The sequence below is a fragment of the Clostridium sp. LIBA-8841 genome (assembly GCF_057782475.1).
Genome location: NZ_CM173488.1, coordinates 178,879 through 205,478 on the forward strand (window position 1 = coordinate 178,879; position 26,600 = coordinate 205,478).

Annotated in this window: 24 protein-coding genes; 18 read left to right on the forward strand and 6 right to left on the reverse strand. The window is 26.4% G+C overall.

The window, feature by feature from the left end:
- Nucleotides 1-156: 156 nt before the first annotated feature.
- Nucleotides 157-1,578, reverse strand: a complete 1,422-nt coding sequence (gene hydG / locus AC2A4K_RS00785) for a [FeFe] hydrogenase H-cluster radical SAM maturase HydG (RefSeq protein WP_322505172.1) — start codon at nt 1,576-1,578, stop codon at nt 157-159.
- A 105-nt stretch (nt 1,579-1,683) separates the two neighbouring features.
- Complete coding sequence (locus tag AC2A4K_RS00790; RefSeq protein ID WP_322505173.1) at nt 1,684-1,935, reverse strand: TM1266 family iron-only hydrogenase system putative regulator; 252 nt, start codon at nt 1,933-1,935, stop codon at nt 1,684-1,686.
- 377 nt (nt 1,936-2,312) lie between these two features.
- On the opposite strand from AC2A4K_RS00790, the gene AC2A4K_RS00795 reads away from it, so the two are divergent.
- The 18 genes from AC2A4K_RS00795 to AC2A4K_RS00880 all read left to right on the forward strand — a co-directional run bounded on the left by AC2A4K_RS00795 (nt 2,313) and on the right by AC2A4K_RS00880 (nt 21,524).
- Nucleotides 2,313-3,839 carry a DUF1002 domain-containing protein gene (locus AC2A4K_RS00795; RefSeq protein ID WP_322505174.1) on the forward strand — a complete coding sequence of 509 codons (1,527 nt, stop codon included), beginning with the start codon at nt 2,313-2,315 and terminating at the stop codon, nt 3,837-3,839.
- A 191-nt stretch (nt 3,840-4,030) separates the two neighbouring features.
- Nucleotides 4,031-4,264 carry a DUF1659 domain-containing protein gene (locus tag AC2A4K_RS00800; RefSeq protein WP_322505175.1) on the forward strand — a complete coding sequence of 78 codons (234 nt, stop codon included), beginning with the start codon at nt 4,031-4,033 and terminating at the stop codon, nt 4,262-4,264.
- A gap of 310 nt (nt 4,265-4,574) precedes the next feature.
- Nucleotides 4,575-4,799, forward strand: coding sequence for a DUF2922 domain-containing protein (locus AC2A4K_RS00805; RefSeq protein ID WP_322505176.1), 225 nt, complete (start codon nt 4,575-4,577; stop codon nt 4,797-4,799).
- A gap of 221 nt (nt 4,800-5,020) precedes the next feature.
- Nucleotides 5,021-5,701: a response regulator transcription factor gene (locus tag AC2A4K_RS00810; RefSeq protein ID WP_322505177.1), complete on the forward strand. Its 681-nt coding sequence runs from the start codon at nt 5,021-5,023 to the stop codon at nt 5,699-5,701.
- The gene (locus AC2A4K_RS00815; protein WP_322505178.1) at nt 5,698-6,711 is read left to right on the forward strand and encodes a sensor histidine kinase; all 1,014 of its coding nucleotides are present in this window, start codon (nt 5,698-5,700) and stop codon (nt 6,709-6,711) included. Before AC2A4K_RS00810 ends, AC2A4K_RS00815 begins: the two co-directional genes overlap by 4 nt.
- A gap of 176 nt (nt 6,712-6,887) precedes the next feature.
- Nucleotides 6,888-7,658: an ABC transporter ATP-binding protein gene (locus AC2A4K_RS00820; RefSeq protein ID WP_322505179.1), complete on the forward strand. Its 771-nt coding sequence runs from the start codon at nt 6,888-6,890 to the stop codon at nt 7,656-7,658.
- The gene (locus AC2A4K_RS00825; RefSeq protein ID WP_322505180.1) at nt 7,648-9,627 is read left to right on the forward strand and encodes an ABC transporter permease; all 1,980 of its coding nucleotides are present in this window, start codon (nt 7,648-7,650) and stop codon (nt 9,625-9,627) included. Before AC2A4K_RS00820 ends, AC2A4K_RS00825 begins: the two co-directional genes overlap by 11 nt.
- A gap of 722 nt (nt 9,628-10,349) precedes the next feature.
- A complete protein-coding gene (locus AC2A4K_RS00830) occupies nt 10,350-10,907 on the forward strand; it encodes a sigma-70 family RNA polymerase sigma factor (RefSeq protein WP_322505181.1) in 558 nt (185 codons plus the stop codon).
- Nucleotides 10,908-11,170: 263 nt separating this feature from the next.
- Complete coding sequence (locus AC2A4K_RS00835; protein WP_322505182.1) at nt 11,171-11,368, forward strand: BhlA/UviB family holin-like peptide; 198 nt, start codon at nt 11,171-11,173, stop codon at nt 11,366-11,368.
- A 259-nt stretch (nt 11,369-11,627) separates the two neighbouring features.
- Complete coding sequence (locus tag AC2A4K_RS00840) at nt 11,628-11,834, forward strand: helix-turn-helix domain-containing protein (protein ID WP_322505183.1); 207 nt, start codon at nt 11,628-11,630, stop codon at nt 11,832-11,834.
- The gene (locus AC2A4K_RS00845) at nt 11,831-12,184 is read left to right on the forward strand and encodes a sigma-70 family RNA polymerase sigma factor (RefSeq protein ID WP_322505184.1); all 354 of its coding nucleotides are present in this window, start codon (nt 11,831-11,833) and stop codon (nt 12,182-12,184) included. The genes AC2A4K_RS00840 and AC2A4K_RS00845 overlap by 4 nt, the downstream gene beginning before the upstream one ends.
- Nucleotides 12,185-12,613: 429 nt before the next feature.
- Nucleotides 12,614-15,307, forward strand: coding sequence for an SH3 domain-containing protein (locus tag AC2A4K_RS00850; RefSeq protein WP_322505185.1), 2,694 nt, complete (start codon nt 12,614-12,616; stop codon nt 15,305-15,307).
- A complete protein-coding gene (locus AC2A4K_RS00855) occupies nt 15,288-15,680 on the forward strand; it encodes a hypothetical protein (protein WP_322505186.1) in 393 nt (130 codons plus the stop codon). The genes AC2A4K_RS00850 and AC2A4K_RS00855 overlap by 20 nt, the downstream gene beginning before the upstream one ends.
- A 10-nt stretch (nt 15,681-15,690) precedes the next feature.
- Nucleotides 15,691-16,239: an RNA 2'-phosphotransferase gene (locus AC2A4K_RS00860; protein ID WP_322505187.1), complete on the forward strand. Its 549-nt coding sequence runs from the start codon at nt 15,691-15,693 to the stop codon at nt 16,237-16,239.
- A 1,594-nt stretch (nt 16,240-17,833) separates the two neighbouring features.
- Entirely contained in the window at nt 17,834-18,220 is a 387-nt protein-coding gene (locus tag AC2A4K_RS00865; protein WP_322505188.1) for a hypothetical protein, read from the forward strand.
- A 683-nt stretch (nt 18,221-18,903) separates the two neighbouring features.
- The gene (locus AC2A4K_RS00870; RefSeq protein ID WP_322505189.1) at nt 18,904-19,431 is read left to right on the forward strand and encodes a YcxB family protein; all 528 of its coding nucleotides are present in this window, start codon (nt 18,904-18,906) and stop codon (nt 19,429-19,431) included.
- A 79-nt stretch (nt 19,432-19,510) separates the two neighbouring features.
- Nucleotides 19,511-19,936 carry a MarR family winged helix-turn-helix transcriptional regulator gene (locus tag AC2A4K_RS00875; protein ID WP_322505190.1) on the forward strand — a complete coding sequence of 142 codons (426 nt, stop codon included), beginning with the start codon at nt 19,511-19,513 and terminating at the stop codon, nt 19,934-19,936.
- A 232-nt stretch (nt 19,937-20,168) separates the two neighbouring features.
- Nucleotides 20,169-21,524, forward strand: coding sequence for an MATE family efflux transporter (locus AC2A4K_RS00880; RefSeq protein ID WP_322505191.1), 1,356 nt, complete (start codon nt 20,169-20,171; stop codon nt 21,522-21,524).
- A 168-nt stretch (nt 21,525-21,692) separates the two neighbouring features.
- On the opposite strand, the gene AC2A4K_RS00885 is transcribed toward AC2A4K_RS00880, so the two are convergent.
- The 4 genes from AC2A4K_RS00885 to AC2A4K_RS00900 all read right to left on the reverse strand — a co-directional run bounded on the left by AC2A4K_RS00885 (nt 21,693) and on the right by AC2A4K_RS00900 (nt 26,545).
- Nucleotides 21,693-22,493, reverse strand: coding sequence for an LssY C-terminal domain-containing protein (locus AC2A4K_RS00885; RefSeq protein WP_322505192.1), 801 nt, complete (start codon nt 22,491-22,493; stop codon nt 21,693-21,695).
- 132 nt (nt 22,494-22,625) lie between these two features.
- On the reverse strand, nt 22,626-23,462 hold the full coding sequence (locus AC2A4K_RS00890; RefSeq protein ID WP_322505193.1) for a CPBP family intramembrane glutamic endopeptidase: 837 nt from the start codon (nt 23,460-23,462) through the stop codon (nt 22,626-22,628).
- A gap of 133 nt (nt 23,463-23,595) precedes the next feature.
- A complete protein-coding gene (locus AC2A4K_RS00895) occupies nt 23,596-24,423 on the reverse strand; it encodes a CPBP family intramembrane glutamic endopeptidase (protein ID WP_322505194.1) in 828 nt (275 codons plus the stop codon).
- 694 nt (nt 24,424-25,117) lie between these two features.
- Nucleotides 25,118-26,545, reverse strand: a complete 1,428-nt coding sequence (locus AC2A4K_RS00900; RefSeq protein WP_322505195.1) for an MDR family MFS transporter — start codon at nt 26,543-26,545, stop codon at nt 25,118-25,120.
- Between the last annotated feature and the right edge of the window lie 55 nt (nt 26,546-26,600).

Genomic DNA, 26,600 nt, shown 5'->3' on the forward strand with positions numbered 1-26,600 from the left:
CATAAAATACCTGATTGTGGAGTAGGTATTTTTGTAAAACTTAAAATGATATTGCATGAATAATTAATTTATTTCTCATAGATTTTGGTTTTAAATTAAGTAAAAATAGCTTTATAACTATTTTAATCTTAAATTACTTAATAAGCAATTTTTATATTAGAATCTTAAATCTCTAGTTCCTTTGCTTATTTTTTCGATTTTTTCAGCAACAGATTTTCTAAATCCTTCATTTTCGATTTCATCTAAAGATTTTTTAATTAAAGCGTCACCGATTTCTCTTGTTCTATCTGTACCATAGTCATCTACGAATTCTTTTAATGTAATTAAAGCGTTAGCTTCACATACTTTGTAAAGTTCTCCACTTTTAACTATTTCCATGAATCTTTCGCCAGTTCTACCTTCTCTGTAGCAAGCTGTACAGTAACTTGGAATATATCCAGCTTCCATAAGGCTTTCTATCATTTCAACTGGTGATCTGTGATCTCCAACTTCGAATTGAGGTTTTTCTTCTGGATCATGATAAGTTTCTGAATAGCCACCAACACCAGTACATGAACCGGTACTTACTTGAGATACACCAAGAGCTATTATTTCATCTCTTAATGTAGGTTCTTCTCTTGTTGAAAGAATAAGACCAGCATATGGTACAGCTAATCTTAAGATAGCAACAATTTTCTTGAAGTCTTCATCACCAACTAAGTGAGGATAGTTTTCTAAGCTAACATTTTCAGCAGGTCTTAATCTTGGAACTGATAATGTATGAGGACCAACCCCTGTAGTTGCTTCTAAATCCATTGCATGCATAAGCATTGCTAGAGTTTCATATTTGTAATCATAAAGACCATATAAAACACCCATACCAATATCATCTATACCAGCTTCTCTAGCTCTATGCATAGCTGTTGTATGATAGTTATAGTTATGTTTTGGACCACTTACATGTAATCTTTCATAAGTTGGTTTGTGATAAGTTTCTTGGAATAAAATATATGTTCCAATATCAGCATCTTTAAGTCTCTTATAGTCTTCAACTGTTGTTGCAGCTATGTTTACGTTGATTCTTCTTATAGCTCCATTATCAAATTTAATTGAGTATATTGTTTTTATACAATCTAAAACATAGTCAAGAGGAGCATTAATAGGGTCTTCACCAGCTTCAAATGCTATTCTCTTATGACCTAAGCTTTCAAGAACTTTAACCTCCTCAATAAGTTGTTCCTTATTAAGTTTCTTTCTCTTAAGCTCATCATTACAATGCTTATATCCACAGTATTGACAGTTATTTACACAGTAGTTACTTACATATAAAGGTGCAAATACAACAAGTCTTTTACCATATAATTTTTCTTTAACCTCTCTAGCAGCTTTGAACATTTCTTCAATAAGCTCTTTATCTTCAAGGTTAAGAAGAACAGAAGTTTCTTCAGGTGTTAAACCTTCAGCACTTTTACTTCTTTCGATGATTTCTCTAACTAACTCCTTATCAGAAGCAAGTTCTTTTCCTTTTGCTATAAGACTATTAATTTCATCATCTTTAATAAAATCTAAAGCATTGTACTTTTCGTTATCTTTTAGCATAACAAATCTCCTTTAAAATTACTTTTAGAGTTTGCCAAAAAATAATATAAATAACTAAAATATACTCATGGGAATTCAGTGATTAAGATGCTTATAGCACTATGGCTAGAAGCTATTTTTAGATATGGCAGCCTTAACAGAAACACCTCTAAGTTTTCCGATTTTTCCTGTTATAGCTGAGATTTCATCAGTGGTTCCATCAACAACAATGGAGATAACTCTAACGTTTTTCTCTTTGTATGGTAGACCCATTCTGCCGACAATTATTCTGTCGTATTCGCTTAAAATAGAATTTACTTCTTTTATATCATCAAGGCTTTCAATAACAATGCCAACAACGGCAATTCTAGTACTCATATTGTCATCAAACCTTTCTAAAGTTCATAGTTTTTCTTACCTTTTTGTTCAGAGAATTCCTTACAATTAGGACTAAAGTATATTTATATTATTTTTGACTTAGCTTCTCGGTTGAAAGAATTTACCTTTTTAATAACATCTCGCAACAAAGAAGACTTATTATAATTATACTACAAAATTTTTAAAAATATAGCTTAATTTTCTATGGTGAAAAAATAGATAAATTTATATTGAATTAAAACAATTTGTAAACATTGATGATTTTATTTTGGTATAATTTAGATTAAAGCTTTAGATTTATTAGCTTTTTAGGAAAAAGGGAAGTTTTACTTTAATGAGTTATTAGAAAAAGTAACTTTTAGAAAGGGAGACGAAAAATGAAGAGAAATAAATTGATAACTACAATAATACTAGCAGGAGCAATAAGTATTAGTTCATTTACAACGGTTTTTGCTAGTACAAATGAGGTTGTAACTTTGGGAGCTAACCTAAATTCGAGCCAAAAACAAGAAATGTTTAATGAATTTGGAGTTAAGCCTAGTGATGTTAAGGTTATAACCATGAATGTTAAAGAAATAAGAGAGCAGCTTGGATTACCTCCAATATCAGGAGATGTTAAAGGAAATGCATATTCAAGTGCTTTTGTTAAGATAGAACAACCTGGATATGGAATAAAGGTTAAAACAAATAATTTAACAGCTGTCACACCTACTATGTTAAGTAATGCACTACTAACATCAGGAGTTACTGATGCAGATGTTATTGCTACATCTCCATTCCCTGTAACTGGAACATCAGCTTTAGCAGGTGTTTTACAAGCCTTTGAAAAGGCTACAGGAAAGAATATACCTGTTGAAAATAAAGAGGTGGCTAGACAGGAATTAAGTATAACAAATAACTTAGCTAATGCTAAAAATAGTGATGGGCAAGATATTGGACAAAATGGAGCTAGTGCCATTGTAAACCAAGCTAAAGAAGAGGTTATAAAGGATAAGCCTAAAAATGATAAAGAGGTTGGAGAAATAGTAAATAACGTTACAAATAACTATAATATTCAGTTAACTCCAGAACAGGAGCAAGAATTAGTTGGACTTATGGCTAATATAAACTCTTTAGGATTAGATTATTCTAGCCTAAAAGGAGAACTAGATAATATGTCTAATAATATACAAGAAGTTTTAAAGCAAAATGGACAAGAACTAAAAGAAAGTGGAACTTTAGATAGAATATTAAATAAAATTTTAGATACTTGTACTGATATAAAAAATTGGTTTGTATCATATTTTGGAAGTGGTGAAGTCACTATAAATGGAGTTACATATGACAAAAATGGTAACATGGTAAATAAGGAGCAAATAGACAATGAAGGAACTTCAATAGATGAACAAGCTCCAAATAATACTGATGGAACTCCAAATAATGCTAATGGAAAATCACAATCAAGTGATTCTAATGAGCAATCAAATGTTCAATCTAATAATAAAGAGCAAAGTGATAGCAACAATAGTGGAGAGCAAAATAAGAATAATAGTACTCAAAATAATAGTACTCAAAGTAATGGAGGAGCTCAAAATAACAGCTCTAAAAATAGTGAAAGTTCATCAGAAAATAGTCCAAACAAAAATAATAGTGGAAGCAATAATAATTCAACAGATAAGAGTAAGGAGACCATAACACTTCAAGATGGTACTGTAGTTCCTAGATATAATTCAAAGGGTGAGGAATATAATCCTGTTACTGGTGGATACGGACATATAAAAGAGACTGAAGATGCTGGAAAAGATTCAGATCAAAATAATGGTTATATAATAGTTGATGGTAAAAAGGTACCATTACACAATGCACAGGGACAAGAATATAATCCTGAAACAGGTGGATATGGAGATTCTAATCCTGAAAATTAAGTTTTAGATTATAATATTTAAATAATTAGGGATATTAATATTAAGCAAATAACTTTACCCTAGAATATATAAATTAATTGCAATAGAAACATAGATAATAAAAAAATATGTTTTTATTGCAGTTTTTTTTATAATTTTACAACTGAAAGAAGAAGTAAATCATATTTATATAGTGAAAGGAGTTGATAGATATGGCAAAGGCAATCTTAACAAAGAAAAGCTTAGTATTAAAGTATCAAAAGGGGGTAGATAATAATGGAGACCCTAAGTTCTCAACACAAAAGTTTTCTAAAATAAGAGTTGATGCAGAGGATTCAAAACTTTATGAGGTGGGAGAAGCATTAACAGCACTTTTAGCATCTGATGTTAATTTTGTATTAAAAGAGGATGACTTTAAGTTTGAGGAAGCAGCACCAGAAATCTAATAAATTTAGAGAGGTGATTAGCCGACTTAGTAGCATTTAAAAATCTAAAAAGTCTTTTAAATTCTACATTAATAACAATCAAAAGAATAGAAAAGGGAATTACTACTTTAAGAAAATTACTAGAGATTATAAGTAAATACTTAAGATAAAGAGCTATAATTTTAGCTTATTAATGAAGATCGAAAGATTAATAAGTACTTAGGATAAAGGGGTAGAAACACAAAAGACTTAACCTAATAAATTAAATGTTAATGACTTCATAACTCTTAGAGAGAACCTAACTATCAATATAAATAAGGGGGAAGATAAAATGGAGAGAGAATTATATCTTGCTATGTCTTTTAAAAATGCAGAGGGGAAAACAACAACAATAACACTTAAGCATATAAGAGAGGATGTAACTGAAGAAGAAGTTCAAAACGCTATGGAAAAAATACTAACATCAAATATATTTCTTTCAACTGGTGGAGATTTGGTTTCAAAGGTGAGAGGACAAATAGTTGAAAAGACAACTGAGATCTTTGAAATGGCTTAATATGTAAAATTTTGAGGTATAAGAATTTAATTCTTATACCTTTTATATTAGTTAAAAATAGTTTAATAGTACATAGTAATAATTTAAATAGTTATTTGGAGTTAAATGCAAAACCATATATATTATTCTTAATAATATTATATATGGTATAATTATACAAAAGGATTTATTGCCGTACAATTTGGTGTACGGCTTTAGTTTTATAAGGAGAGTAGTATTTTATGAATAGTAAAAAAGTTTTTATTATAGAGGATGAGGAAAAGATAAGAGAAGAGCTTACTAAATTTTTAGAGAAGTATGGCTATATTGTAAGGTCATCAAATGATTTTGAAAATATAGTTGATATATCTTTAGAATATGAACCTAGCATAATTTTGTTAGATATAAATCTTCCTTATTATGATGGTTATTATATTTGCAGAGAGATAAGAAAGAGAAGTGAAGTTCCTATTATAGTTGTTACTAGTAGGCAGGGTGAGATGGATGAGCTTATGAGTATGAACTTAGGAGCAGACGATTTTGTTACTAAACCATATAACACTCAAATACTTTTAGCGAGAATGGCATCAATTTTAAAAAGAACTTATTCTGATTCAGAAGGTGAAGGAGAATGTTTTGAGCATAGAGGTTTAAAGTATAACATGTCCACAAGTGAGGTTTCATTTAATAGAGAAGTAATGGAATTAACTAAGAATGAAAGTAAAATACTATATGTATTGATTAAAAATAAAGGGAAAATAGTGTCTAGGGATGAGATTATTAAAGCTTTATGGCAAACAAATGAGTTTATAGATGACAATACCTTAACTGTTAATGTAAATAGACTTAGAAGAAAAATTGAAGGAATTGGAGCGGAAGGATATTTACAAACTAAGAGGGGGCAGGGGTATATATTAGCATGAGTTTAAGTGATTTTATTAAAGAAAGAATTATTTTTATTATAATAAATTTATTAATATTACTTTTTACAGCTGTCTTATTATATTTCTTACATGTTGGAGGATTTGCTATTATTTTTATTGTTATTATAAATGTATTAGGTATTCTTTCATTCCACATATATGATTACTTAAGAAAAAAACAATATTATGATGAGATAAAAGAAAATATGGAATCTTTAGATAAAAAATATTTGATATCAGAAGTTATTGAGGAAGAAAATTTTACTGAGAGTAAATTAATATATGATGTAATAAATAAAAGTAATAAGGCTATGAATGATGAAATAGGAAACTTTAAGAGAAATTTAAATGAATATAAAGAGTATATAGAACTGTGGGTTCACGAAATAAAGACTCCTATAGCAACCTGTAGATTATTAATAGAAAATAATGAATCACCTTTAACTAAAAGTATAGGAGAAGAGGTCGGTAAGCTTGATAATTACATTGATCAAGCTCTTTTCTATACTAGAAGTAACACTCTTGAGAAGGATTATATTATAAAGGAAATGAACCTAAGAGAGAGTATAAACAAGGCACTAAACAATAATGCAGATATATTAATAAAAAAGAGAGTTAAAATTAATATTGGAGATGTAGATAAAACTGTTTATTCAGATAGTAAGTGGGTTCAATTTATTTTAGGACAACTAATTTCAAACTCTATTAAATATATGAATAAAGAAGAAAAAGAACTTAAAATATATTGCGGGGAAAGCAGTAAATATATAGTTTTAAATATTGAGGATAATGGTGTTGGAATAAGTGAGAAAGATGTACCAAGGGTCTTTGATAAAGGCTTTACTGGAGAGAATGGACGTAAATTTGGAAAGTCTACTGGCATAGGGTTATATCTTTGTAAAAAACTTTGTAAAAAGCTTGGTTTAGATATTTCCTTAACTTCTGAAGAAGGAAAATACACTAAGGTTTCAATTGTTTTTCCAATAAACAGAATGATGATTTTTGAGTAGGTTGCATTGACCTACTTTTTCTTTTAAGTTAGAAATTACTTAAAAACTATAATGTGACAGTTTTGTTCGTTTGGTGTTATATACTTCTATGGATTGAAATTTTAATATAACTTAGAATTAAATTATAGAGATGAGATACCGCGGGTTAAATAGAAGTATATTAAAGGAGAAGGATTATGGGTAAAGATATTTTGAAAGTAAGTAATATAGAAAAATATTATGGTAAAAAGGGCAACGTTACAAAGGCTATTAATGATATTAGTTTTACTGTTTCAGATGGCGAATTTGTTGGAATAATGGGAGCTTCAGGAAGTGGTAAGACAACACTTTTAAACTGTATATCAACTATAGATAAGGTAACTAGTGGGCATATATATTTAGAAGGGGAAGATGTTACAACTTTTAATTCTAAAAAGTTAGCTAAGTTTAGAAGAGAGAAAATAGGGTTTATATTTCAAGATTTTAACCTTTTAGATACTTTAACAGCTTATGAAAATATAGCTTTGGCTCTTACAATTCAAAGAGTTAATAACAAGGAAATAGATAGAAGGGTAAGAGAAGTGGCAGAAGCTTTAAATATTAGTAATGAACTTAATAAATATCCTTATGAAATGTCAGGTGGACAAAAGCAAAGGGTAGCATCGGCAAGAGCAATAGTTACTAATCCATCTTTAGTATTAGCTGATGAACCAACAGGAGCACTTGATTCAAAGGCAGCAACTATGCTTCTTGAAAGCTTAGAAAATTTAAATAAGAAATTAAATGCCACAATTATGATGGTAACTCATGATGCGTTTACAGCAAGCTATGCAAACAGGATTTTATTTATTAAAGACGGTAAGATATTTAATGAACTTATAAAAGGAACTGATTCAAGGAAAGAGTTTTTTAATAGAATAATTGAGGTCATAACTCTTCTTGGAGGTGACAGCAATAATGTACTTTAAATTAGCCTTTAAGAATATAAAAAAGAGTTATAAGAATTATGTAATATACTTTTTAACTTTGATATTTGGAGTTTGTATATTCTACACTTTTAACTCAATAGAATCACAAAGTATTATGATGGATCTTAATGAACAAAAGAAAGTAGCTTTTGATATGGCAGAAACTTTCATGGGATATTTCTCAGTTTTCATAGCCTTTGTTTTAGGATTTCTAATAATTTATGCAAATAACTATTTAATAAAGAGAAGAAAAAAAGAGTTTGGTGTTTATATGACTCTTGGAATGGAGAATGGAACATTATCAAGAATGATATTCCTAGAGACTTTACTTATAGGGGCTATATCATTAGGTATAGGATTAATCTTAGGAATAATGCTATCTCAAGCACTTTCAGTATTAACAGCTTATATGTTCCAAGTTGACCTTACTAAGTTTCAATTTGTATTCTCTCCAAGTGGATTTAAGAAAACAGTATTATGTTTTTCAGTAATATATCTTGTTGTGTTAATTTTTAATTTTATAAGTATTAGAAAGATTAAATTAATAGATTTATTAACAGCTTCAAGAAGAAATGAAAAGCCTACTATTAAAAACTTATGGGTATCAGTAATACTATTTTTAATTAGTGTAGGAATGTTAGGAATAGCTTATTATAAGGTTATAAATGATGGTATTGCTGTTGCTAGTTTTAATGTTCTTGGGTTACCAATAGTATTTGGTTGTGTTGGGACATTTCTATTCTTTTATTCGTTAACAGGATTCTTTTTAAAGGTGATTCAAGGAAATAAAAAATTCTATTTAAGAGATTTAAATATGTTTGTTATGAAACAAATAAGTAGTAAAATAAACACAGCATTTGTATCATTATCATTTATATGTTTAATGTTATTCTTAGCTATTTGTACATTCTCAGGTGGCTTAGGAATAAATAAAGCTTTAAATGCTGATTTAAAGGATTTAACTAAGTTTGATGTTAGCTGTTGGAGCAATAGTGGTGAAAATATAGAAAATTTATTAAAAGAAAAAAATATTGATATATCTTCTGTGGCAAAAGAGGATTCAAATATAATTATGTATGATAGTGGCGTTAAATATAGTAATTTCTTATCAGAAGAAGGAATGTATGCTATGAGAAATTATTTTCCAATAGCGCATGATGATAATATAATGGTTATTGGAGAAAAGGGATATAATAATACATTAAAAATGCTTGGAAAAGAACCTGTTAATTTAAAAGAAAATCAATATTTAGCAGTTGGGAATATATTAGATATGCAAAAATGGGTTAACAATAGTTTAGAAGTAGGAAAGAAAATAAATATTTCAGGAAAAATTTTAGAACCAGCAAATAAAAAGTATGAAGATGTAACTTTATATAATTATACTATGAAGGCTGATATTTTACTTTTTGTTGTTAATGATTCTTTACTTGATGGATTAAAACCTATATATAGTAGATTTAATATTATGTTAAATAATAACTCTACTACAAAGACAGAGTTAGAAAGTATAAGAGATGAGTTAGTAGATAATGAAGTATATTCAATAACAAATGAAGAAATATATAGTAATGCGGCTGGTCTAGGGGCTACAGCAGCTTACTTAGGAATATACCTAGGTTTAATCTTTATAATAACATCAGCAGTTGTACTTGCTATTCAACAACTTACAGAGTCTACAGATAATATAGAGAGATATAAATTATTGAAAGAAATAGGTGTGGATCAAAAGATGATAAATAAGTCTGTATTCACTCAAGTAGGAATATATTTTATGCTTCCATTATCTTTAGCTATAGTACATGCAATAGTTGGACTAAAAGTTTCATCTCATATTGTAGAGATGTTTGGAAGTGCTAGTATAATGCCAAATATAATTATGACAGCAATAGTTCTTGTTATAATTTATGGAGGCTATTTCTTAGCAACATATTTAGGAGCTAAGAAAAACATAAATGAAAGAGCGTAGAATAAATTATTGAATATAGAGCGATTTTAATAGACTGTATCAAAACTTTATTATTTAAAGTTTTGATACAGTTTTTTTTGTTAAGGGCTCTATTTAAAATTAGTGTTGGTATTTAGAGAGAACTTTAAGTCAATATTAAATCAATATGAGCCTAAACAGAGGCTTATAAATAAACTTTTTTATTTAGGTTTACAGAATGAATAAAGTAATCTTTTTATATTACATAATAGCATTTTTATTTAGTTATGATTTAAGAGGTTCGTAAAAAACTGACTTAAGGTGAACATTTATCTAAAATAAAGGACAAACTTTGTATGTTTCAATTATTTTGATTTTCTGATTAAACTGTAAGACCATTTTCATGGCTAGTTGAAAATTAATACTTATTTGGAATGAGCTTAAAATTTATGTTAATAAATGTTTTTCTTGACATTTCCATGGAAAAGTTTTAACATTTAATACGAACACATGTTCGCATAGAATTAGAACAAAGTGCAAATAACAATAATTTTCTTAATCAAATGCAAACTCTACCATGTTAAAAATACTATTAATTTTAATAAATGGCGTTGTTTTAAACTAGTGTTGATTTTTAGATAGAACTGTAAGTTAGATTTGAAGAACCAGCTAAAAATCAACACTCACCTAAAACATAGCCTAATAAATAATCAGATATAATTTTATTTTGCTTTTATAAGCAATGTAGTTAGGGGAGAGTTTGTATGAGTGAATTATATGAAAATATTGTATTGTGCCAAAAAGGTGATAAAAATGCTATGGAATATATCATAAATAAATTTGAAGGATTAATAAATTCTTCTAAAATGTCTTTTGACCAAAATAGATTTTTCAATAATTATGATATTGAAGATAATAAACAAGATTTAGTAATGAACCTTTTAAATATAGTTAAAAGAATACCAATTGAAAATCCTGGTTTTAGGAATGAAGGGTGTTTAGTTAACTATATTTATAAATCAATTAAAAACAGTAGAAGGTATATGTATGCCAATAAAAACATACAGAAAGATTTTATTATGAATAAGTATTTATCTAGCATGGTAGAGTTTGGAGATGAATATTATACGCCAGATATAGAATCAGAAATTTTTATAAGAGATTTATTAGAGGTTCTTACAGAAAAAGAAAAACTTATAATAGAATATGAATTTTTAGAAGGAAAAAGTGAGAGAGAAATAAGTGAAATGCTTAGAATATCTAGACAATCTGTAAACAAAACTAAGAACAGAGCTTTAAAGAAACTTAAAGAAGTTCTTTAGTTATGTTAATTTGAAAATCTATTTTTATTGTTACATAGAAGTGAGCTTGAATTTGTTTAGGTTATAAATTTGAGCATGCTCATTTTTTAGATAAAAATATGTTTTAAATTCGTAATAACTTTAAATATTTTAAAGAAGATTAAATTCTGAGTAAAATTAGGATTATTTTAAAACATAGCTTTAGATAAATAGGAAGTAAACTAAAGAATTAGTATGCACATAAAGAGGGCCTAATTTAAAAATAGATTGGAGGATTAATTTATATGGAGAATGAGGTATTTAAATTAATAGTTACTCAAGGTGGATTTGCTGTATTATTTTCTTATTTGTTATTTTATGTTTTAAAAGAAAATAGTAAAAGAGAAGGTAATTATCAAAGTATAATACAAGAACTTACGGAGCTGTTACCAACCATAAAAAAAGATGTAGAAGATATTAAAAATAAATTAAATGATAAGTAATGAAAAAAGTTTTTTAATTGAAGAAGCATATAATAGTTAGTTTTAAGCCGTGCACCTATATTTAATAGGAGTACGGTTTTTTTATTCTGAGATATTTAATACGTATATACATAAAAGTAAGGATCTAAAGTGAACTTAGTTACAAAAAGTATACAAATGGATTTAATGTAAATAAATATAATATTTTATACATAATTGGTTTACAATTTTTCTTTTAACTTGTTTTTACTTAGTAAAAGAAATTAAAAGGAGATTTTTTATGAGTGAATTATACGAAAATATTATATTATGTCAGAATGGAGATAAAACTGCAATGGAGTATATAGTCAATAAATTTAGAAGATTGATAAACTCTAATAAGGTATCTTTTGATAGGAGTAAATTTTATAACAAGCATGATATAGAAGATAATGAACATGATTTAATAATTACTCTTTTAAAAGTAGTAAAAAAATTCCTATTATGAATGATGGTTTTGAGAATGATGGAAGTATAGTTAAATATATAAATAAAGCTATAGTACATAGAAAAAAAGACATGTCTATAAATAAAAGAAGAAAATTAGATGATTTAATATGTACATATGAATTTGATTTAAATGAATTTAAGGATGATTCTAATATTTTATTGGTAGATTCCAATATTTTAATAAATGATTTGTTAAAAACTCTTACTGAAAAAGAAAAGAAAGTAATACAATATAAGTTTATTAAAGGAAGAAGTGATGTAGAAATAGGAGAAATGTTAGATATATCTAGACAAGCTGTGAATAAGACTAAAAATAGAGCTTTAAAAAAGCTTAAAGATGTTATTTAGTTTTATTATACAAAAAATTAAAATTAAACTTAATTGATTGAAAGTAGGTTATAAGTAGATTTAGAAATAAATTATAAAAAGTCGATATGAAAATATCGGCTTTTTTTATTTTTTAGGGTTACATTTTTAAATAAAATTACTTCTTTATTTATGAAAGCTAATTTTAGAAGCTAATTTGAAGGAGGTGAAATACTAAATGGATTTAATACTGAGAATGTTATTTTGAAGTTTAAATCACAAGTTAGCAAAAAAAATTATTTTGTAGGGTTACAAAATAAAAGAAAATTACTTTTTATATTATGTAAGACAAATTCAAGCTTGATTTTTGTAAAAACAATAAACAAAAGATAAAAAATTATAAGAACAAAAGATAAAAGATAAAAGATAAAAGATAAAAAGCAAAAGAATAAATGAAAAGAGGGGCTTAAAATGGCAAATAATATAATTCCAAATGTTGGTTCAGGAGATTTAGTAGGAAGTACCCCTACATTTCCAACAAATGCAGTAGTAAGAGGAGATTTCTTATATTTAAGAGATGTTAATGGAAATCAAATTCCAGGTAGAACAGTAAGTGATGGAGATGAGATTACTGTTTTATTTATAAGTAATGAAAAAAATATAGTGTTAGTTCAATATCCAACAGGTTCAGGATATAGACAAGGATATGTAACTAATGCAACAAGCATAATAAAATACAAAGATGATTATTCATGGGTAAATGGTTCAACACCTGAGCCAGTATATGACTTTGATAAAACAACTCAAATAGGAACATTAGATCCAAGAGAAAGAGCAGTAGTTCTTTATAAAGTAGGTGGTATGACATATGTTGCTTACGATACAGGAAAAGGTAAACTTACAAAGTCAGGATTAGTTCATTATGAAGGTTCAGGAAGTTCTACTGGAGGTGGCAGCTTTAATGGAGTAGCACCAGGAGAAGTTGTACCAGGTGGATTCACATATGATAACAATGCAGAAGTAGTTGGAGATGAGCTATATCTTAGAGATGCAAATGGTAACTTAATACCAGGTAGAAGTGTAAGTGTAGGAGATAAGATAACAGTTTTAGATGTAGGATATACTAAACAATTAGCATTAGTACAATATCCAGCTGGAAATGTAGTAAGACAAGGTTATGTAACAAATGCAACTAACTTAATAAGATACTTTAATCAATATTCATGGCACAATGGAAGTACACCAGAAGAAGTATTAGATGAAAATGGTGGACACTTAGGATCATTAAATCCATATGAAGCAGCAACACCATTATATGAGAAAAATGGAATGAAACATGTTGTATATGATACAGATAAAGGACCTAACACAAAATCAGGGTATGTAAAGTATGAAGGATCAGCAGCTACTAGAGTAGACATACCTTATCCTAGCATAACAAATGCACAAAAAATAGTATATGGAACAAGTGGTAGAGGTAGAGAGTTGGCAGCTTATAAGGTTGGTAATGGCTCAAATTCATTAGTATTTGTATGTGCAATACATGGATGGGAAGATAATTGGCCAGCAGATGGTATTGAATTAACTAGAATAGGTAATGGGCTTATAGAGCATTTCCAAAATGCATCAACAAATAACTGGTCACTATATATAATTCCAGTAGCAAATCCAGATGGATTATCAGAAGGTTTTACTAATAATGGACCAGGAAGATGTACTATAGTAGGCGCAGTAGATTGTAATAGAGATTTCCCATTAGGATTTTCAAAAGGTGGAGTACCAAGATACCATTCAGGAAATGAACCATTAAGTGTACCAGAGTCAAGAGGGTTACGTAACTTTATTCAAGGTATTAAAAATAGAACATCAGGAGAAATGTGTGTAATAGACTTACACGGATGGGAAGGCGCAGCAATAGGAAATCCAGAGATAGGTCAGTATTTTAGAAATCAATTTGGATTTGAACAAAGATATGGATATGGTGATGATAGAGGATTCATGATAGGATGGGCAAAATCCATAGGAGCAAAAGCAGCCTTAATAGAATTACCAGGATCAACTAAGAGTCATAGTGATGTAGTTAATGGAAGATATCTACAAAAAATAACAAATGCAGTAACAAACCTAATCGGTGGTTCTGGTGGTAGTTCATCAGGTGGAAGCGATATAGATGATTTAGCACCTAATAAAACAGAAGTGTATGCTAAAGGTATGGTAACTGGTATTGAAACATCACTTAATGTAAGAAAGGGACCAGGAACAAATTATGAAGTAATTGGAAGTTTAAAAGATGGAGATGTAGTACAATTAGTCAATAATGGAGTTGTTTGGTTTAAAATAAAATATGGTTCTGGATATGGTTATGTACATTCAGATTATATAATAAAATTAAACTCTGGAAATGAAGATGCTAGATTTAATGTGGAACCAAATGAATTATTTGGAATAATTACATCTAATATAAACGGATATGATATACGTTTTAGATGGCAGTATATATCAGGTAAATATATGTTAATGCCTATTTATGAGGATTTAGAAAAATATCATCATGCATATGCAGTAAATCCTATAATAAATAAAATTTTATCATTTGGAATAGGTTTTGTTCCAGGAGTTGGGCTTGCAAAAGAGGTAGTTGATTTTATAGTTGGAAAAGATATAATAACAGGTGAAGAAATTAGTAGGGGAACATCATTAATACTTAATTTAAGTTCAGTAATTTTTCATAATTCATTTAGAGATACTGATGGAATAATATCAACATTAAAACAAGCTTCTAGAAAAACAATAAAATTAGATCCAGAAAGAATTAGGTTTAGTCAATCATCTGTAAATGGAGCTGGAGAAATAATTGAAAGTATGAAGAAAAATGGATGGAAAGGTGATCCTATTGATGTTATAAAAATGGAAGATGGAAAATTAACTACGATAGATAATACTAGAGTTGTTGCAGCTAGAAAAACTAAAACTAATGTTTTAGCTAATATACATGAAGAAACTGAAGAATTAGTAGATAAAGAGATGATTGAAAGATTTACTGTTAAAGATAAAGTGCCAAAAACTTGGGGAGATGCAATAAGATTTAGAATTGGTAAGCAAAATAAAAAATTTAGAGAGAATAACCCATTAGGAAATTATGAAATTGAAAGGATTGGTATGTAAAATGAACATAAAAGATTTAGAAAAAAATATAGATTATAAAGAGTTTAGCTATCCAAAGGAATTTATTAAAATTTTAGAACTTAATTTAATAGATTTTGATGTATGGTATATACTTAGTGGAGATGAATTCTTAAATAAGTTAAATGGATTAAAGAAAAGATATCCAAAAAGAAAATTAATACCATTTGCTAAAAGAGCTGATAATGATGATGTAGCATGTTTTGAAGTTGGTGATATTGAAGGACAAGTTCAATTAATACATGACTTCGCATCAGAAGGATTTGAGCAAGTATCAATATATAATAATTTTTGGTTATGGTTTAAAGATGCTATAGACGAATTAATAGAATTTAATAAGATTGAATTAGAATAAGATGATTTTTATGGATTATGAAAAAGTAAGTAAAATCATTTCATATATTTTAAGACATAAAGCTATTGAATATGATTTAATAGTTGATGAATTTGGGTGGGTAGAATTAAAGGAATTAATTTCTATTTTAAATTTAATTAATCCTGAAAAAATAACTGAGAATGAAATTAAACATATAATTAAAACTTCAGATAAAAAAAGGTTTGAAGTAGCCAATGATAAGATAAGAGCAGTATATGGACATTCGTTTATAAAAAAAATAAAGAAAGATAAAAGTAAACCACCTGAATATTTATTTCATGGAACAAGTAATAAGGCAATTAATAATATATTTAAATTTGGTTTAAAATCTATGCAGAGACAATATGTGCATTTAACAACTAATATTAATGAGGCATATGAAGTAGGATTAAGATATGATAAGAAACCAGTAATACTGAAGATAAATTCATTAGCTGCTTGGAATGATGGAATTGATTTTTATATAGGAAAAGATAATGTATGGTTATCTAATTATATAGATTCAAAATATATTGAAATACTAGATATAAATAAATAATTTTTAAAATAAAGAGTAGTTAAAAATTTTATTAAAATTTATAAACTACTCTTTATTTTATACCAGAAAAAAATTAATGGAACAAAAAAGAAGTTTAATAAAAAACAGCACTTAAATATCTTATCGGCTATTTCCTTTGATGGGTATTTAGTAAATTCTTTTAAAAAGTTATTATTCAAAAAATCAGTCCTTTTGACATTTTTATGATATATTTAATATATATAGATATAATTGTATTTTAAAGTAAGAAAGAATTTTAATAAAATTAAATATAGAAATATATTAAATATGTTATTTATATATGTAGAATTATTTTCCGGAAGAGCTAAATAGTATTTTGTAATTAAATAATTAGGATAATATTTAGTATATTCAACATTTACCTTAAAATTATTATAATCAGCTTCGCATGGGATATTAACTGTTTCAATATTTTAAGTTGAACAAGAAATAAATAAAAAACTAGATATAGAAATAATAAATATAGTTTTTTAAAATTTAAATTATTTTTTAGGTTGTAATAGTTAAGAGTTAGATAGATAAGTCATTTAATACAGTATGTTAGTAGAGTAATGTAAAATTGAGCTTCTAGAGTTACATGGTATTTTTTTGATAAAACTAAGACTAATACACATAGTGGTAAAAGCTATTGGATTAAATTATAAAAATGTTAATAACATACTGCAAATCTACAACTAAGTAATAACATGCCTAAAGTAATAATCAAATCTTGGTTCAAATTTAGTTTAGATAAAAGCAGGCCTAATACACTACCAATAACTATTAAATCATATTTAGGGGAATGTCTTAAAATTTTACTTTGATAACTTTTATAAGTATAAAACTTTTTCATATGATTTATTGATAGAATAATTATTAAAATATATATTATTGTGAATAAAATAGATAAATTAATAAAATTAGCTGTAGAAAGCATTTCATTTAATTTACATAAACCAGCTAAAAATAAAAATAGTGAAAAAGATGACATTGAGATAGCAGTGTACAAATCTATGAAACTATATAGTTTTTTCATAAATAATATTAAATTTATCAAAAAAAAATATTAAATATGGCTATATAAAAATATTAAAGTTATGTATAAATAAAATAAATATAAAAAAAGTCTACAAAAAAAATTACTGCTAATATAAGTGGACGATTAGACTCTAAATCTTTTTCTTTAACCATAAAATCATTAACTCATTTCATATAAAGTTATAAAATATTTTAACATATATGTATAAAAATATAAATTATTTATAAATAAAATTTAGAAAATCCAATGTATATATTAATTTACTTATTATAATAAATAGAATTTATATTATGATATTCATTCAAAATCTCTAATATAATTAGTATAATTACTTTATAATAGTTATTTTAAGTAATAAAGTGGGATAAATTTGTGATATTAATAGAGGGGTTATGTGTAGTATTAAATTTAATAAGTCTAATATTATGTATAAAATTAAAATGATTAGTTGAAAAAGGAGAATATATTGGGGGAAATTATGAAGTTAGGACAATAATAATAGGTCCAGTAGGAACATTAATTCTTTTAATTATCTGTATTTTAGCTAATCAAACAATGCTTATATTATTTTTCGTGTTATTTGAAGTTATACAAGTAATTGCATTAAGTCGAAAAGTTTTTGAAGTTGAGTTTTTAGCAAAAGATAGAAGAAAGTACATAGATATAAATAAGTTGATTTTTAAGGATATAAATAACAATCAAAGTTCTTATGTTAATATGTCAAAGGAATTTATCAATGCAGTAAATTCTAATGATATTAGTGAAAGTTTAGATGAATACAAATATAAGTATAAGCTAAAAGATATTCAAATGAATTATTTATTAGAATCCGTAGTCTGTGAATCTAATAGTATATATACTAAGTATAATTCTTATAGTTATATTGATGATGAACTAAATTTACTAGAAATAAATAGTAGTATTACAAAAAAATCAATATAAGGGGATTTAAATTTAGAAATATAGCAATATTAAATGAATATTAGATTATTGAAAAAGTTAGAAATATAAATGAAATTTCTGAAGATAGTAAATTAGAAAGTAGTGCTTATTTTTTATTAATAAATTATTTTAAATTAAAAGAATATACTACAAAGTTAGATGAAAATAACTATATTGAATATAGTAAGGATAATTCAGAATTATTTAATACATATTTTAATGTGTTGGATAGGTATATCAATAGTTTAGAGAGTCAAGATATAAAAATTTCTTTAAAAGCTATTGAGTAGGGAATCTCTATAGATACTATTAGCAATATAACTGGAGTATCATTATTAAAATTAAAGAAATTTAAGGATGATGAACTAGATAATAAATAAAAATATATTGCTTAAATTAATAATAATGATTTACTTTTTTATGACATAAGTAATTAGAGTTTTTGTATTAATATATTAAAGGAATTTATTAATACAATAAATTTTAATAGAATACACATTATTAACGTTGGGATTATTGTAGCTAGAGAATTAGTAAATGAAGTAAAGAAGATAAAAGAATATAAATTAACTAATTTATATAGTAATAGTAAATAATTTATAGCTAAAAATGTTATAGATAAAATTAAAATAATTTAACTTATATACTGGGTTATTTATTACTACAATAGGAGTTGTATTAACATGAGAATAAAATATAAAAATAGTATAGATGATTTTATAAAATGGGGTATGTATTTATTCAAAAAAGATTTATCTATCCAGAAAAGAATAAATTTACTGCGTATAATAATTCCTATTATTATTGTTTTTACATTTACTTTGGTTGTTTTAATTGATAAAAGTCATAAAATAGATAGTACATCTTTGATAGTTTGCATAACAATAATTTTATTATGGGTTGTTTTTTACCCAAAAATTATAGAATTTAGATATAATACTCAACTAAAAAGAACCTTTAGTAAATCAAAACGTATTTGTTCTGAAAAAATTTTAATAATAGATCAATATGGAATTAGAAATGAAAGTAAAGATGGATTTGCGAAATTTTCATGGAATGAAATAGAGAAAGTAGAGGATGTAGATACTCATATATATGTATATGTTGATGATTTAAGCGCAATAATTATTCCTAGTGGTGCATTTGAAAATGAAGAAGAAAGAAAAGAATTATTAAAACTTATAAACGAAAAGATAAAAAATTTAAAGTAAACAACTTATTAGGAAGTTATGAAATCAAACAAATTGACAATTAGAATTCAAATTGTTAGTATGAAATGAGGTGGTTAAAGTGAATGAAGATACAATTTACACAAATCTTATTGCCATGATATCAAGAAATTTAATGTTTAAAGCAGATAAAAAAATAAAAAAATTAGGATTAAACTCTCAACAAGGTAGAGTAATACAATATATTTATGAACATCAAGATGATGGATTGATTCAGAAAGATTTAGCTGATGTATTTGGAAGAACAACAGCAAGTATAACTAGTATGCTTAAAGGATTAGAGAAAAATGGTTATATAAGAAGAGAGATACCTTCAAACAATGAAAGACAGAAAAATATTTATGTAGAACCTAAAGGAATAGAATTAATAGAGACGTTCAAGAAAATTTTTATGGAAATAGAAGAAGAGATTACTTCTTCACTAACTTATGATGAAAAAAATATGTTTTTAGATATGCTTATTAAAATTGATAATAATACAAGATAAGAATGGTGATATACGTTGAAATCACCATTCTTATTTTATTTATATAATTTAATTAAGTTTAATAAAATAATTGAACTGATGATTGACAGGTAATTATATGGAGAATATAATAAAACATAGAATTCTAATTATTAGAGTTCCAATAATTAGAATGATCAAGATTATTTATTTAAAAATTTTTAAGTAAATAGTTAGAATTCTAATTATTAGAATATTTATTAAGGAGGTTAAGATGGAAAATAATGAATCAAATATTAAATATTTAAGGGATGAGCCTATAAAAAAGGCTATAGCTCATCTATCTATACCTATGATGATAGGTATGTCTGTAGGGACTATTTACAATATAATAAATGCTTATTTTATAGGTTTAGTTCATGATACTGCAATGCTTAGTGCAATTACATTAGGTTTACCTATATTTACAGTTTTAATGGCATTTGGGAATATGTTTGGTGTAGGGGGAGGAAGTTTTACAACAAGATTGATTGCTAAAAATGAAGGAGATAAGGCTAAAAAAGTAGTTGGATATATTTTTTATGGAAGTATTATTGCAGGTTTATTATTAGGATTTATTGCTTATTTATTTATGGAGCCAATAGTTAATTTATTAGGTACAGATTCAATTACACTAGACTATACAAGACAATATGCAACTACATTGTTTGCAGGTGGATTTGCAATTATATTAAACTTTGGACTAGAGCAAGTTGTAAGAGCAGAAGGTGCATCAAAGGAATCAATGTACGGTATGTTTGTTAGTGTTGCAGTTAGTATTTTATTAGATGTGTTATTTATATTAATTCTTGATATGCATGTTTATGGAGCCGCCTTATCAATGGTAATTGCTAATATTGCATCAAGTGCGTATTACGTATGGTATTTAGATAAAAGAAGTGAAAATCTAAGAGGATTTTTACATCATTTTAAAATTAATATAAGTGATCAGATTGAAATATATAAAATTGGTGTATCTGAGTTAATTCAATGTGCATTCTTAATTGTAACTACTTTATTATTGAATAATTATTCTATGCAATATGGAGATAGTGTAGTTGCGGGGGTCGGTATAGCACTTAGAATAGTTCAGTTACCTGAGTTTTTTACTATGGGGATAGTTTTAGGCGTAATGCCACTTATAGCTTACAATTTTTCTAATAAAAACTTACATAGATTAAAAGATGGAATAAAATACTCTGCTTTATTTATAATTTCAATTTCGGTAGTATTTGTTGGAGTTGTATTTATATTTAGAAATCAAGTTGTTCAAGCATTTTCAAGTGATCCTGCAGTTTTATCTATAGGTGCATATGTATTAATGGCAATGCTTATATCAGCTTTGTTTAATGGATTAACAACTCTATTTATGACAATATATCAAGCTTCTGGGGAAGGAATATCAACAGGTATTATGGCTATAAGCCAAGGGTGTTTATATATACCTGTGGTAATAGTACTTCATAAGTTTTATGGTTTACATGGATTAGTTTGGTCTATGACAATAGCAGAATTTATAACATTTTTAATAGGCTTAATTTTATATATACCTTATAGTATTAAGTTAAAAAAATTAGTTGAAAATAATTAAGAAAAACTGTTAAGTGAAACTTTTATTTAGTTTCTATTTTGTGATTATAAAAGTTGTAAAGTATAGAGTAACTAAATAACATAAAGTATAACTGTATAATAGATTAATAAGTTTGATATAATTTATATAACAAAATAAGATTAAGATATTTATCTTAATCTTATTTTGTTAAGCATTCTTTTTTACTGTTACAAATGGAAGAGAACCATCTGTAAAGATTTTATCTCCTCCACCATTACGTCCGTTATAACTGTTAGTAAAATGCTCAATAACATTAACATTTTCAATAGTTTTTTTAGTATTTAATGAGTCTATAACAAAATCTCTTTCCTTATCTATATTAGCATCTATTTTATGTGTTATTTGCCAAGTGAAAAGAGATAAACCAACATTTCTATCATAAGTTGCTGCGGCTAGCCAATCTGCTTTAAACCCACCAGGCAAGTACCAGTCTTCAGGAGTTTTCCAAAGTCTAATATGATGTCTTTTTCTAGGATTTCCATGAATCTCTCTTTCAAAGGCTAAATCCTGTTTATTTGAAAATAAAAATAATGAGCTAACAGGAGCTGTAGGATAAGATTTTGCAAGAACACTTGCTAAGGCAATTTTAAAGGAAGATTTAATATTAAGGTCATCAGCTACATGCCATCCACTAGCTTCAAAGGCCTTAATAATATTTTCTCTTGTACCATAAAAAGCTAGGTTAATAGGGTCACCTAATAATCCATCACTTGTTTTTGTTCTACCAATATAATAATTAGGTAGATAAAGTTTGGTAATTAATCTAGTTAAAATAGGCAAAACAAAATAAGATATAACTAACCAAAAAAACAAATAAAACATTATACTAAGTTTTTTTGTTAGTATAGGTGTAAGGAGTGCTTTGTATATTATAACGGCTAAAAATAAAGTTATAAAAAACTTAAATATTCTTAAAGATAAGTTTACCTTATTTACTTGAGACTCCATTTTTTATTCTCCTTTTCTTAAGTTAAAATTTAATAGATAAGCCATTTCTTTAACTATAGCACTTTAATTCAAGTAGGGTTAATTGGTTATATTGAGAAATTCATAAATATTAATATAAATTTTAATAATAATCTAAATTCTGCTTGTATCAATTTGCTTTTCAGGTATTAATTGACCACTATTTCTAAACAATTTAATTCCAGTAAATATAGCTAAAGGAATTGAAATTACAATAATTATATTAGATAAGATTGAGTAATCACTTAAATAAGATAGTACTCCAGAACCTAATGTATTAAATATTATATGACCAATCATAGATGAATAAATTGAATTTGTATAATAAACTAATAATCCGAGTAATATACCAAGAAGAAAGGTATAAAAACCTTGAAATAAATTTCCGTGCATAAAGGCAAAAACAAAAGCCTGAAGAATTAAAGCAGTAATTAACTTACAGTCTCTTCTTAGATATCCAAAAACCAGACCTCTACAAAATATTTCTTCAAAAATAGGAGCTATAACAACAGTTGTAAAAATTCCAAAAAATGTACTGGATGAGTATACTAATGTTCTAGAAATATGTTCATAGCTTTTAAATAGGTTAGGAAAAAGGGGATATACTATACAACTTATTAAATTTACTAAGATTGATGAGCTTAAAGAAAATAAGATTATATAGGTAATTTTATTAGATGAAATCTTATTAAATTTACACATTTTCATAATCTGAGAATTACTTGGTTCACAAATAATCTTATACATTACAAGAGTTAGGATGGCCCCTAATATATATGATAAGTTAGATACAAGTCCTATATAATGTGGTGATGAGTGTAATTGATCAGATGTATATCCTGAAGTTAGGGATAATATAGTAAGTACTATAAAATAAGAAATACCACAGTTAATAAAATAAAAGAATGGAAGTCCTAAAGCTGCCTTTAGGATTAATTTTAATTTAGACATCAAACCATCTCCTTGAGTTTAAAATTCAAATATATTAAAAAAACAAAAGTTCCTAAACTTCATAAGGAACTTTTGTTTTGGTATATTTTATAATTTATGAAGTATTAGTTTATCTAGAATTTTAATTTTAGTTTTAAAACATAGTCTGTTTTTTTAATGTATTAATAAGTTTTATACTTCCGAAGATTAATAAGATTAATGCAATTGCTACAAAAATTATATTAACTAATATTGGTGAGAATCCTTGTAATGAAGACACTATTAATGGAAGTATTAAAATACCAAATAAATTATAAGTTATATGAGATAGTATTGATGCATATAAGGAGTTTGTGTAGTAAAAAATTGCACCTAAGAATAATCCTAATATAAATGCATAAACACTTTGAACTAAGTTACCATGAAGTATACCAAAGACTAAAGCTTGTACTATTAAAGCTATTGGAAACTTATAATTATCTCTTAAAAAACCAAAAATTACTCCCCTAAAAAATATCTCTTCAAAGATTGGTATTAAAACTATAACTATTATAAGTGATAATACTGAATTGTGAGTAGCAAGCATTGCGTTACCAACAATTGAATAACTTTCAAATATACTAGGTAACAAGCTACTAAAAACACCCATTAAGAATAATATAAGCATTGTTAAACCAATAGAAAAAATAATAATATACGGTATAGTATTACCTTGAATTCTATTAAATCTACAACTTTTAAATAGTTTTTCTTTTGCTCCTAAATATATTAAAAATAGTACAAGAAGCATTATTAAATCAGAAACCAAAGATAGGTGATACATAACAGGCGTTAAAACTTCTAGTACATTGAAGGAATCTGATCCTACCTGATTAACGACAAAATAAAATCCAATAAAAAATCCTGAAACTAAACTGGATATAAAGTAATAAAGTAGAGGTAATCCTATTACGAATCCTAATGTTTTAAAGGCTTTTTTCATATATTTTGACCTCCTTTTTTTCAAAATATTTTGCTTTTAAGATATGTTTAAATTAGTGTTGATTTTTAGATGTAACTATAAGAATAACTTCATGGTTAATACTTTGATAAATTAAATAAATATTAAAGTCTGGCTAAAATCTAAAACTTACTTAAAACATACCTATTTTATATAAAACTAAAATATTTATAAATAGTAAATATTATGTAATTATTGTTAATATTGTATCAAAATTCTTAAAAAATGTAAACTTTGAAAATTTATTTCAGAGAGTTTTAAGACTTTGCACCTTTATTGACATTCTTTTCTGAAATTTTAATCATAAAACTAAATGCAATATACATAGGAATTCCCCATAAAGTTGCACTAAAAATAACTCGCTTAAATATAAAATCAAAACTTAATATAGAAATAGTAAGTTTTTTTCTTGAGTATTTTATAAAAATATTTACGAAAACAAGGGAGGTGATATTTAGAAGTCTTTGAAATAGGCTGACGGAGCGATTTAAGCGTCTTAAGACGCAATGCAGAATTGTGTTGGGTCTACAACCTAAAAGGGGAGCCATCATACTGAGTAAGCTCCCTCATATAGGTTTTAAGAATTTTTGAGTGGATTTTTATATTTTTCTATATAATTTATTATACTATTTTCAGTAACGGGGGCGGAAATGTTGGTGCTACCACTAATATAAATTTATTCGCTTAAGTATTCTAAGTTTTGCTTTTCTCTTATATCTTTCTTATTTATAAATAAACTTAATGAACCAATTAATCCTATTAAAAGGATAATAGATCCAACTAAGAATGTGAAATTAAAACCTTTTGTAAATGCTAAAGCTGATTGTTCTTTACTTATAGCTCCAGAAATAGATTCTAAATAAGAATTTTTATGAGTAGTCATTAAACTAACAAATAAAGATGATCCCATTGCAGCTGAAATTTGTTGTACTGTATTAATTATTGCTGTTCCGTGTGGATATTCCTTTGGTTTCAATTGGTTTAAACTATTTGTTTGTGATGAAGTCATAACAAGTGGCATTCCTACATTTAATATACAAAGTAATATTATTATTGTGCTATAACTTGTACTAACTTCAACTCTTGATAATAAATAAAAACATACAACTAATATAACAAATCCAAAAGGAACTACTTTTTTAGCCCCTAATCTATCATATATATTACCTGTTATGATTGAAGTTACCGCATTTATTAATCCGGCTGGAAGTATTGCAAATCCAACTTGAAGTGGTGTTAAATGATATGCTCCCTCTAAATACATTGGCATAACAACTAAAGTTTCAAATAAAGTCATCATAGATATCATTACAAATATTACACCTAAAGTATATATTGGAGATTTAAAAACTTTTAAATCTAGCATTGGTTCTTCTAATTTTAATTGTCTAATTGAGAAAAGAATAAGTGATATTATTCCTACTATAAATGCGATAATTGCTTTGCTATTTCCAAGTAAACTAAAGCCCATTATAATTCCGCCAAAACCTAATGTTGATAAAATTATTGATAGTATATCAATTTGGGGATTGGTTACTTCAGTAACTTTTTCTAAGTATTTGTATCCAACTAATATTGCAATAATTATTAAAGGTATTTCTATTATAAATAAATAACGCCATGATAACATTTCAAGTATAAATCCTGATATACTTGGTGCTATTGATGGTGCAAATAATATAACAAAAAGTCCAAGACCTACTGCTGCTCCTCTTTTTTCTGGAGGACTTATTACAACTATTGTATTCATCATTATTGGTACTAACATTCCTGTACCTGAAGCTTGTATTAATCTACCACATAGTAAAAAAGAAAAGCTTGGTGCACTTGCTGCTATGATAGTTCCAAGTAAACATAAACTCATTGCAACTATGTAAAGTTGTTTAAGAGTAAATTTTTGTATCAAAAATGCAGTTACAGGGACTAATATTCCTATAACTAAAAGATATCCAGTACTTAGCCATTGTATTGTTTGAGCCGTTACATTAAGTTCTTCCATAAGTTTTGGAAGCGCAACGTTTACTATTGTTTCATTGAAAAGAGCCATAAATCCACCAAATAGTAATACTCCCATAATCTTAAATATTTTTTCTTTCGTGTTCATCTTTTTAACCTCTTTCTATAATTAGACCAGTCTATATAATTATCTTAAAAATAAT

Bases quoted from the DNA above. Each gene is read 5' to 3' on its own strand.
- AC2A4K_RS00840 (WP_322505183.1), top strand. From the start codon at position 11,628: ATGAGTGAATTATACGAAAATATTATATTATGTCAGAATGGAGATAAA.
- AC2A4K_RS00880 (WP_322505191.1), top strand. From the start codon at position 20,169: ATGGAAAATAATGAATCAAATATTAAATATTTAAGGGATGAGCCTATA.
- AC2A4K_RS00825 (WP_322505180.1), top strand. From the start codon at position 7,648: ATGTACTTTAAATTAGCCTTTAAGAATATAAAAAAGAGTTATAAGAAT.
- hydG (WP_322505172.1), bottom strand. From the start codon at position 1,578: ATGCTAAAAGATAACGAAAAGTACAATGCTTTAGATTTTATTAAAGAT.
- AC2A4K_RS00860 (WP_322505187.1), top strand. From the start codon at position 15,691: ATGGATTATGAAAAAGTAAGTAAAATCATTTCATATATTTTAAGACAT.
- AC2A4K_RS00815 (WP_322505178.1), top strand. From the start codon at position 5,698: ATGAGTTTAAGTGATTTTATTAAAGAAAGAATTATTTTTATTATAATA.
- AC2A4K_RS00900 (WP_322505195.1), bottom strand. From the start codon at position 26,545: ATGAACACGAAAGAAAAAATATTTAAGATTATGGGAGTATTACTATTT.
- AC2A4K_RS00830 (WP_322505181.1), top strand. From the start codon at position 10,350: ATGAGTGAATTATATGAAAATATTGTATTGTGCCAAAAAGGTGATAAA.
- AC2A4K_RS00870 (WP_322505189.1), top strand. From the start codon at position 18,904: ATGAGAATAAAATATAAAAATAGTATAGATGATTTTATAAAATGGGGT.
- AC2A4K_RS00805 (WP_322505176.1), top strand. From the start codon at position 4,575: ATGGAGAGAGAATTATATCTTGCTATGTCTTTTAAAAATGCAGAGGGG.
- AC2A4K_RS00850 (WP_322505185.1), top strand. From the start codon at position 12,614: ATGGCAAATAATATAATTCCAAATGTTGGTTCAGGAGATTTAGTAGGA.
- AC2A4K_RS00835 (WP_322505182.1), top strand. From the start codon at position 11,171: ATGGAGAATGAGGTATTTAAATTAATAGTTACTCAAGGTGGATTTGCT.
- AC2A4K_RS00890 (WP_322505193.1), bottom strand. From the start codon at position 23,462: ATGTCTAAATTAAAATTAATCCTAAAGGCAGCTTTAGGACTTCCATTC.
- AC2A4K_RS00845 (WP_322505184.1), top strand. From the start codon at position 11,831: ATGAATGATGGTTTTGAGAATGATGGAAGTATAGTTAAATATATAAAT.
- AC2A4K_RS00790 (WP_322505173.1), bottom strand. From the start codon at position 1,935: ATGAGTACTAGAATTGCCGTTGTTGGCATTGTTATTGAAAGCCTTGAT.
- AC2A4K_RS00800 (WP_322505175.1), top strand. From the start codon at position 4,031: ATGGCAAAGGCAATCTTAACAAAGAAAAGCTTAGTATTAAAGTATCAA.
- AC2A4K_RS00820 (WP_322505179.1), top strand. From the start codon at position 6,888: ATGGGTAAAGATATTTTGAAAGTAAGTAATATAGAAAAATATTATGGT.
- AC2A4K_RS00795 (WP_322505174.1), top strand. From the start codon at position 2,313: ATGAAGAGAAATAAATTGATAACTACAATAATACTAGCAGGAGCAATA.
- AC2A4K_RS00895 (WP_322505194.1), bottom strand. From the start codon at position 24,423: ATGAAAAAAGCCTTTAAAACATTAGGATTCGTAATAGGATTACCTCTA.
- AC2A4K_RS00810 (WP_322505177.1), top strand. From the start codon at position 5,021: ATGAATAGTAAAAAAGTTTTTATTATAGAGGATGAGGAAAAGATAAGA.
- AC2A4K_RS00865 (WP_322505188.1), top strand. From the start codon at position 17,834: ATGCTTATATTATTTTTCGTGTTATTTGAAGTTATACAAGTAATTGCA.
- AC2A4K_RS00885 (WP_322505192.1), bottom strand. From the start codon at position 22,493: ATGGAGTCTCAAGTAAATAAGGTAAACTTATCTTTAAGAATATTTAAG.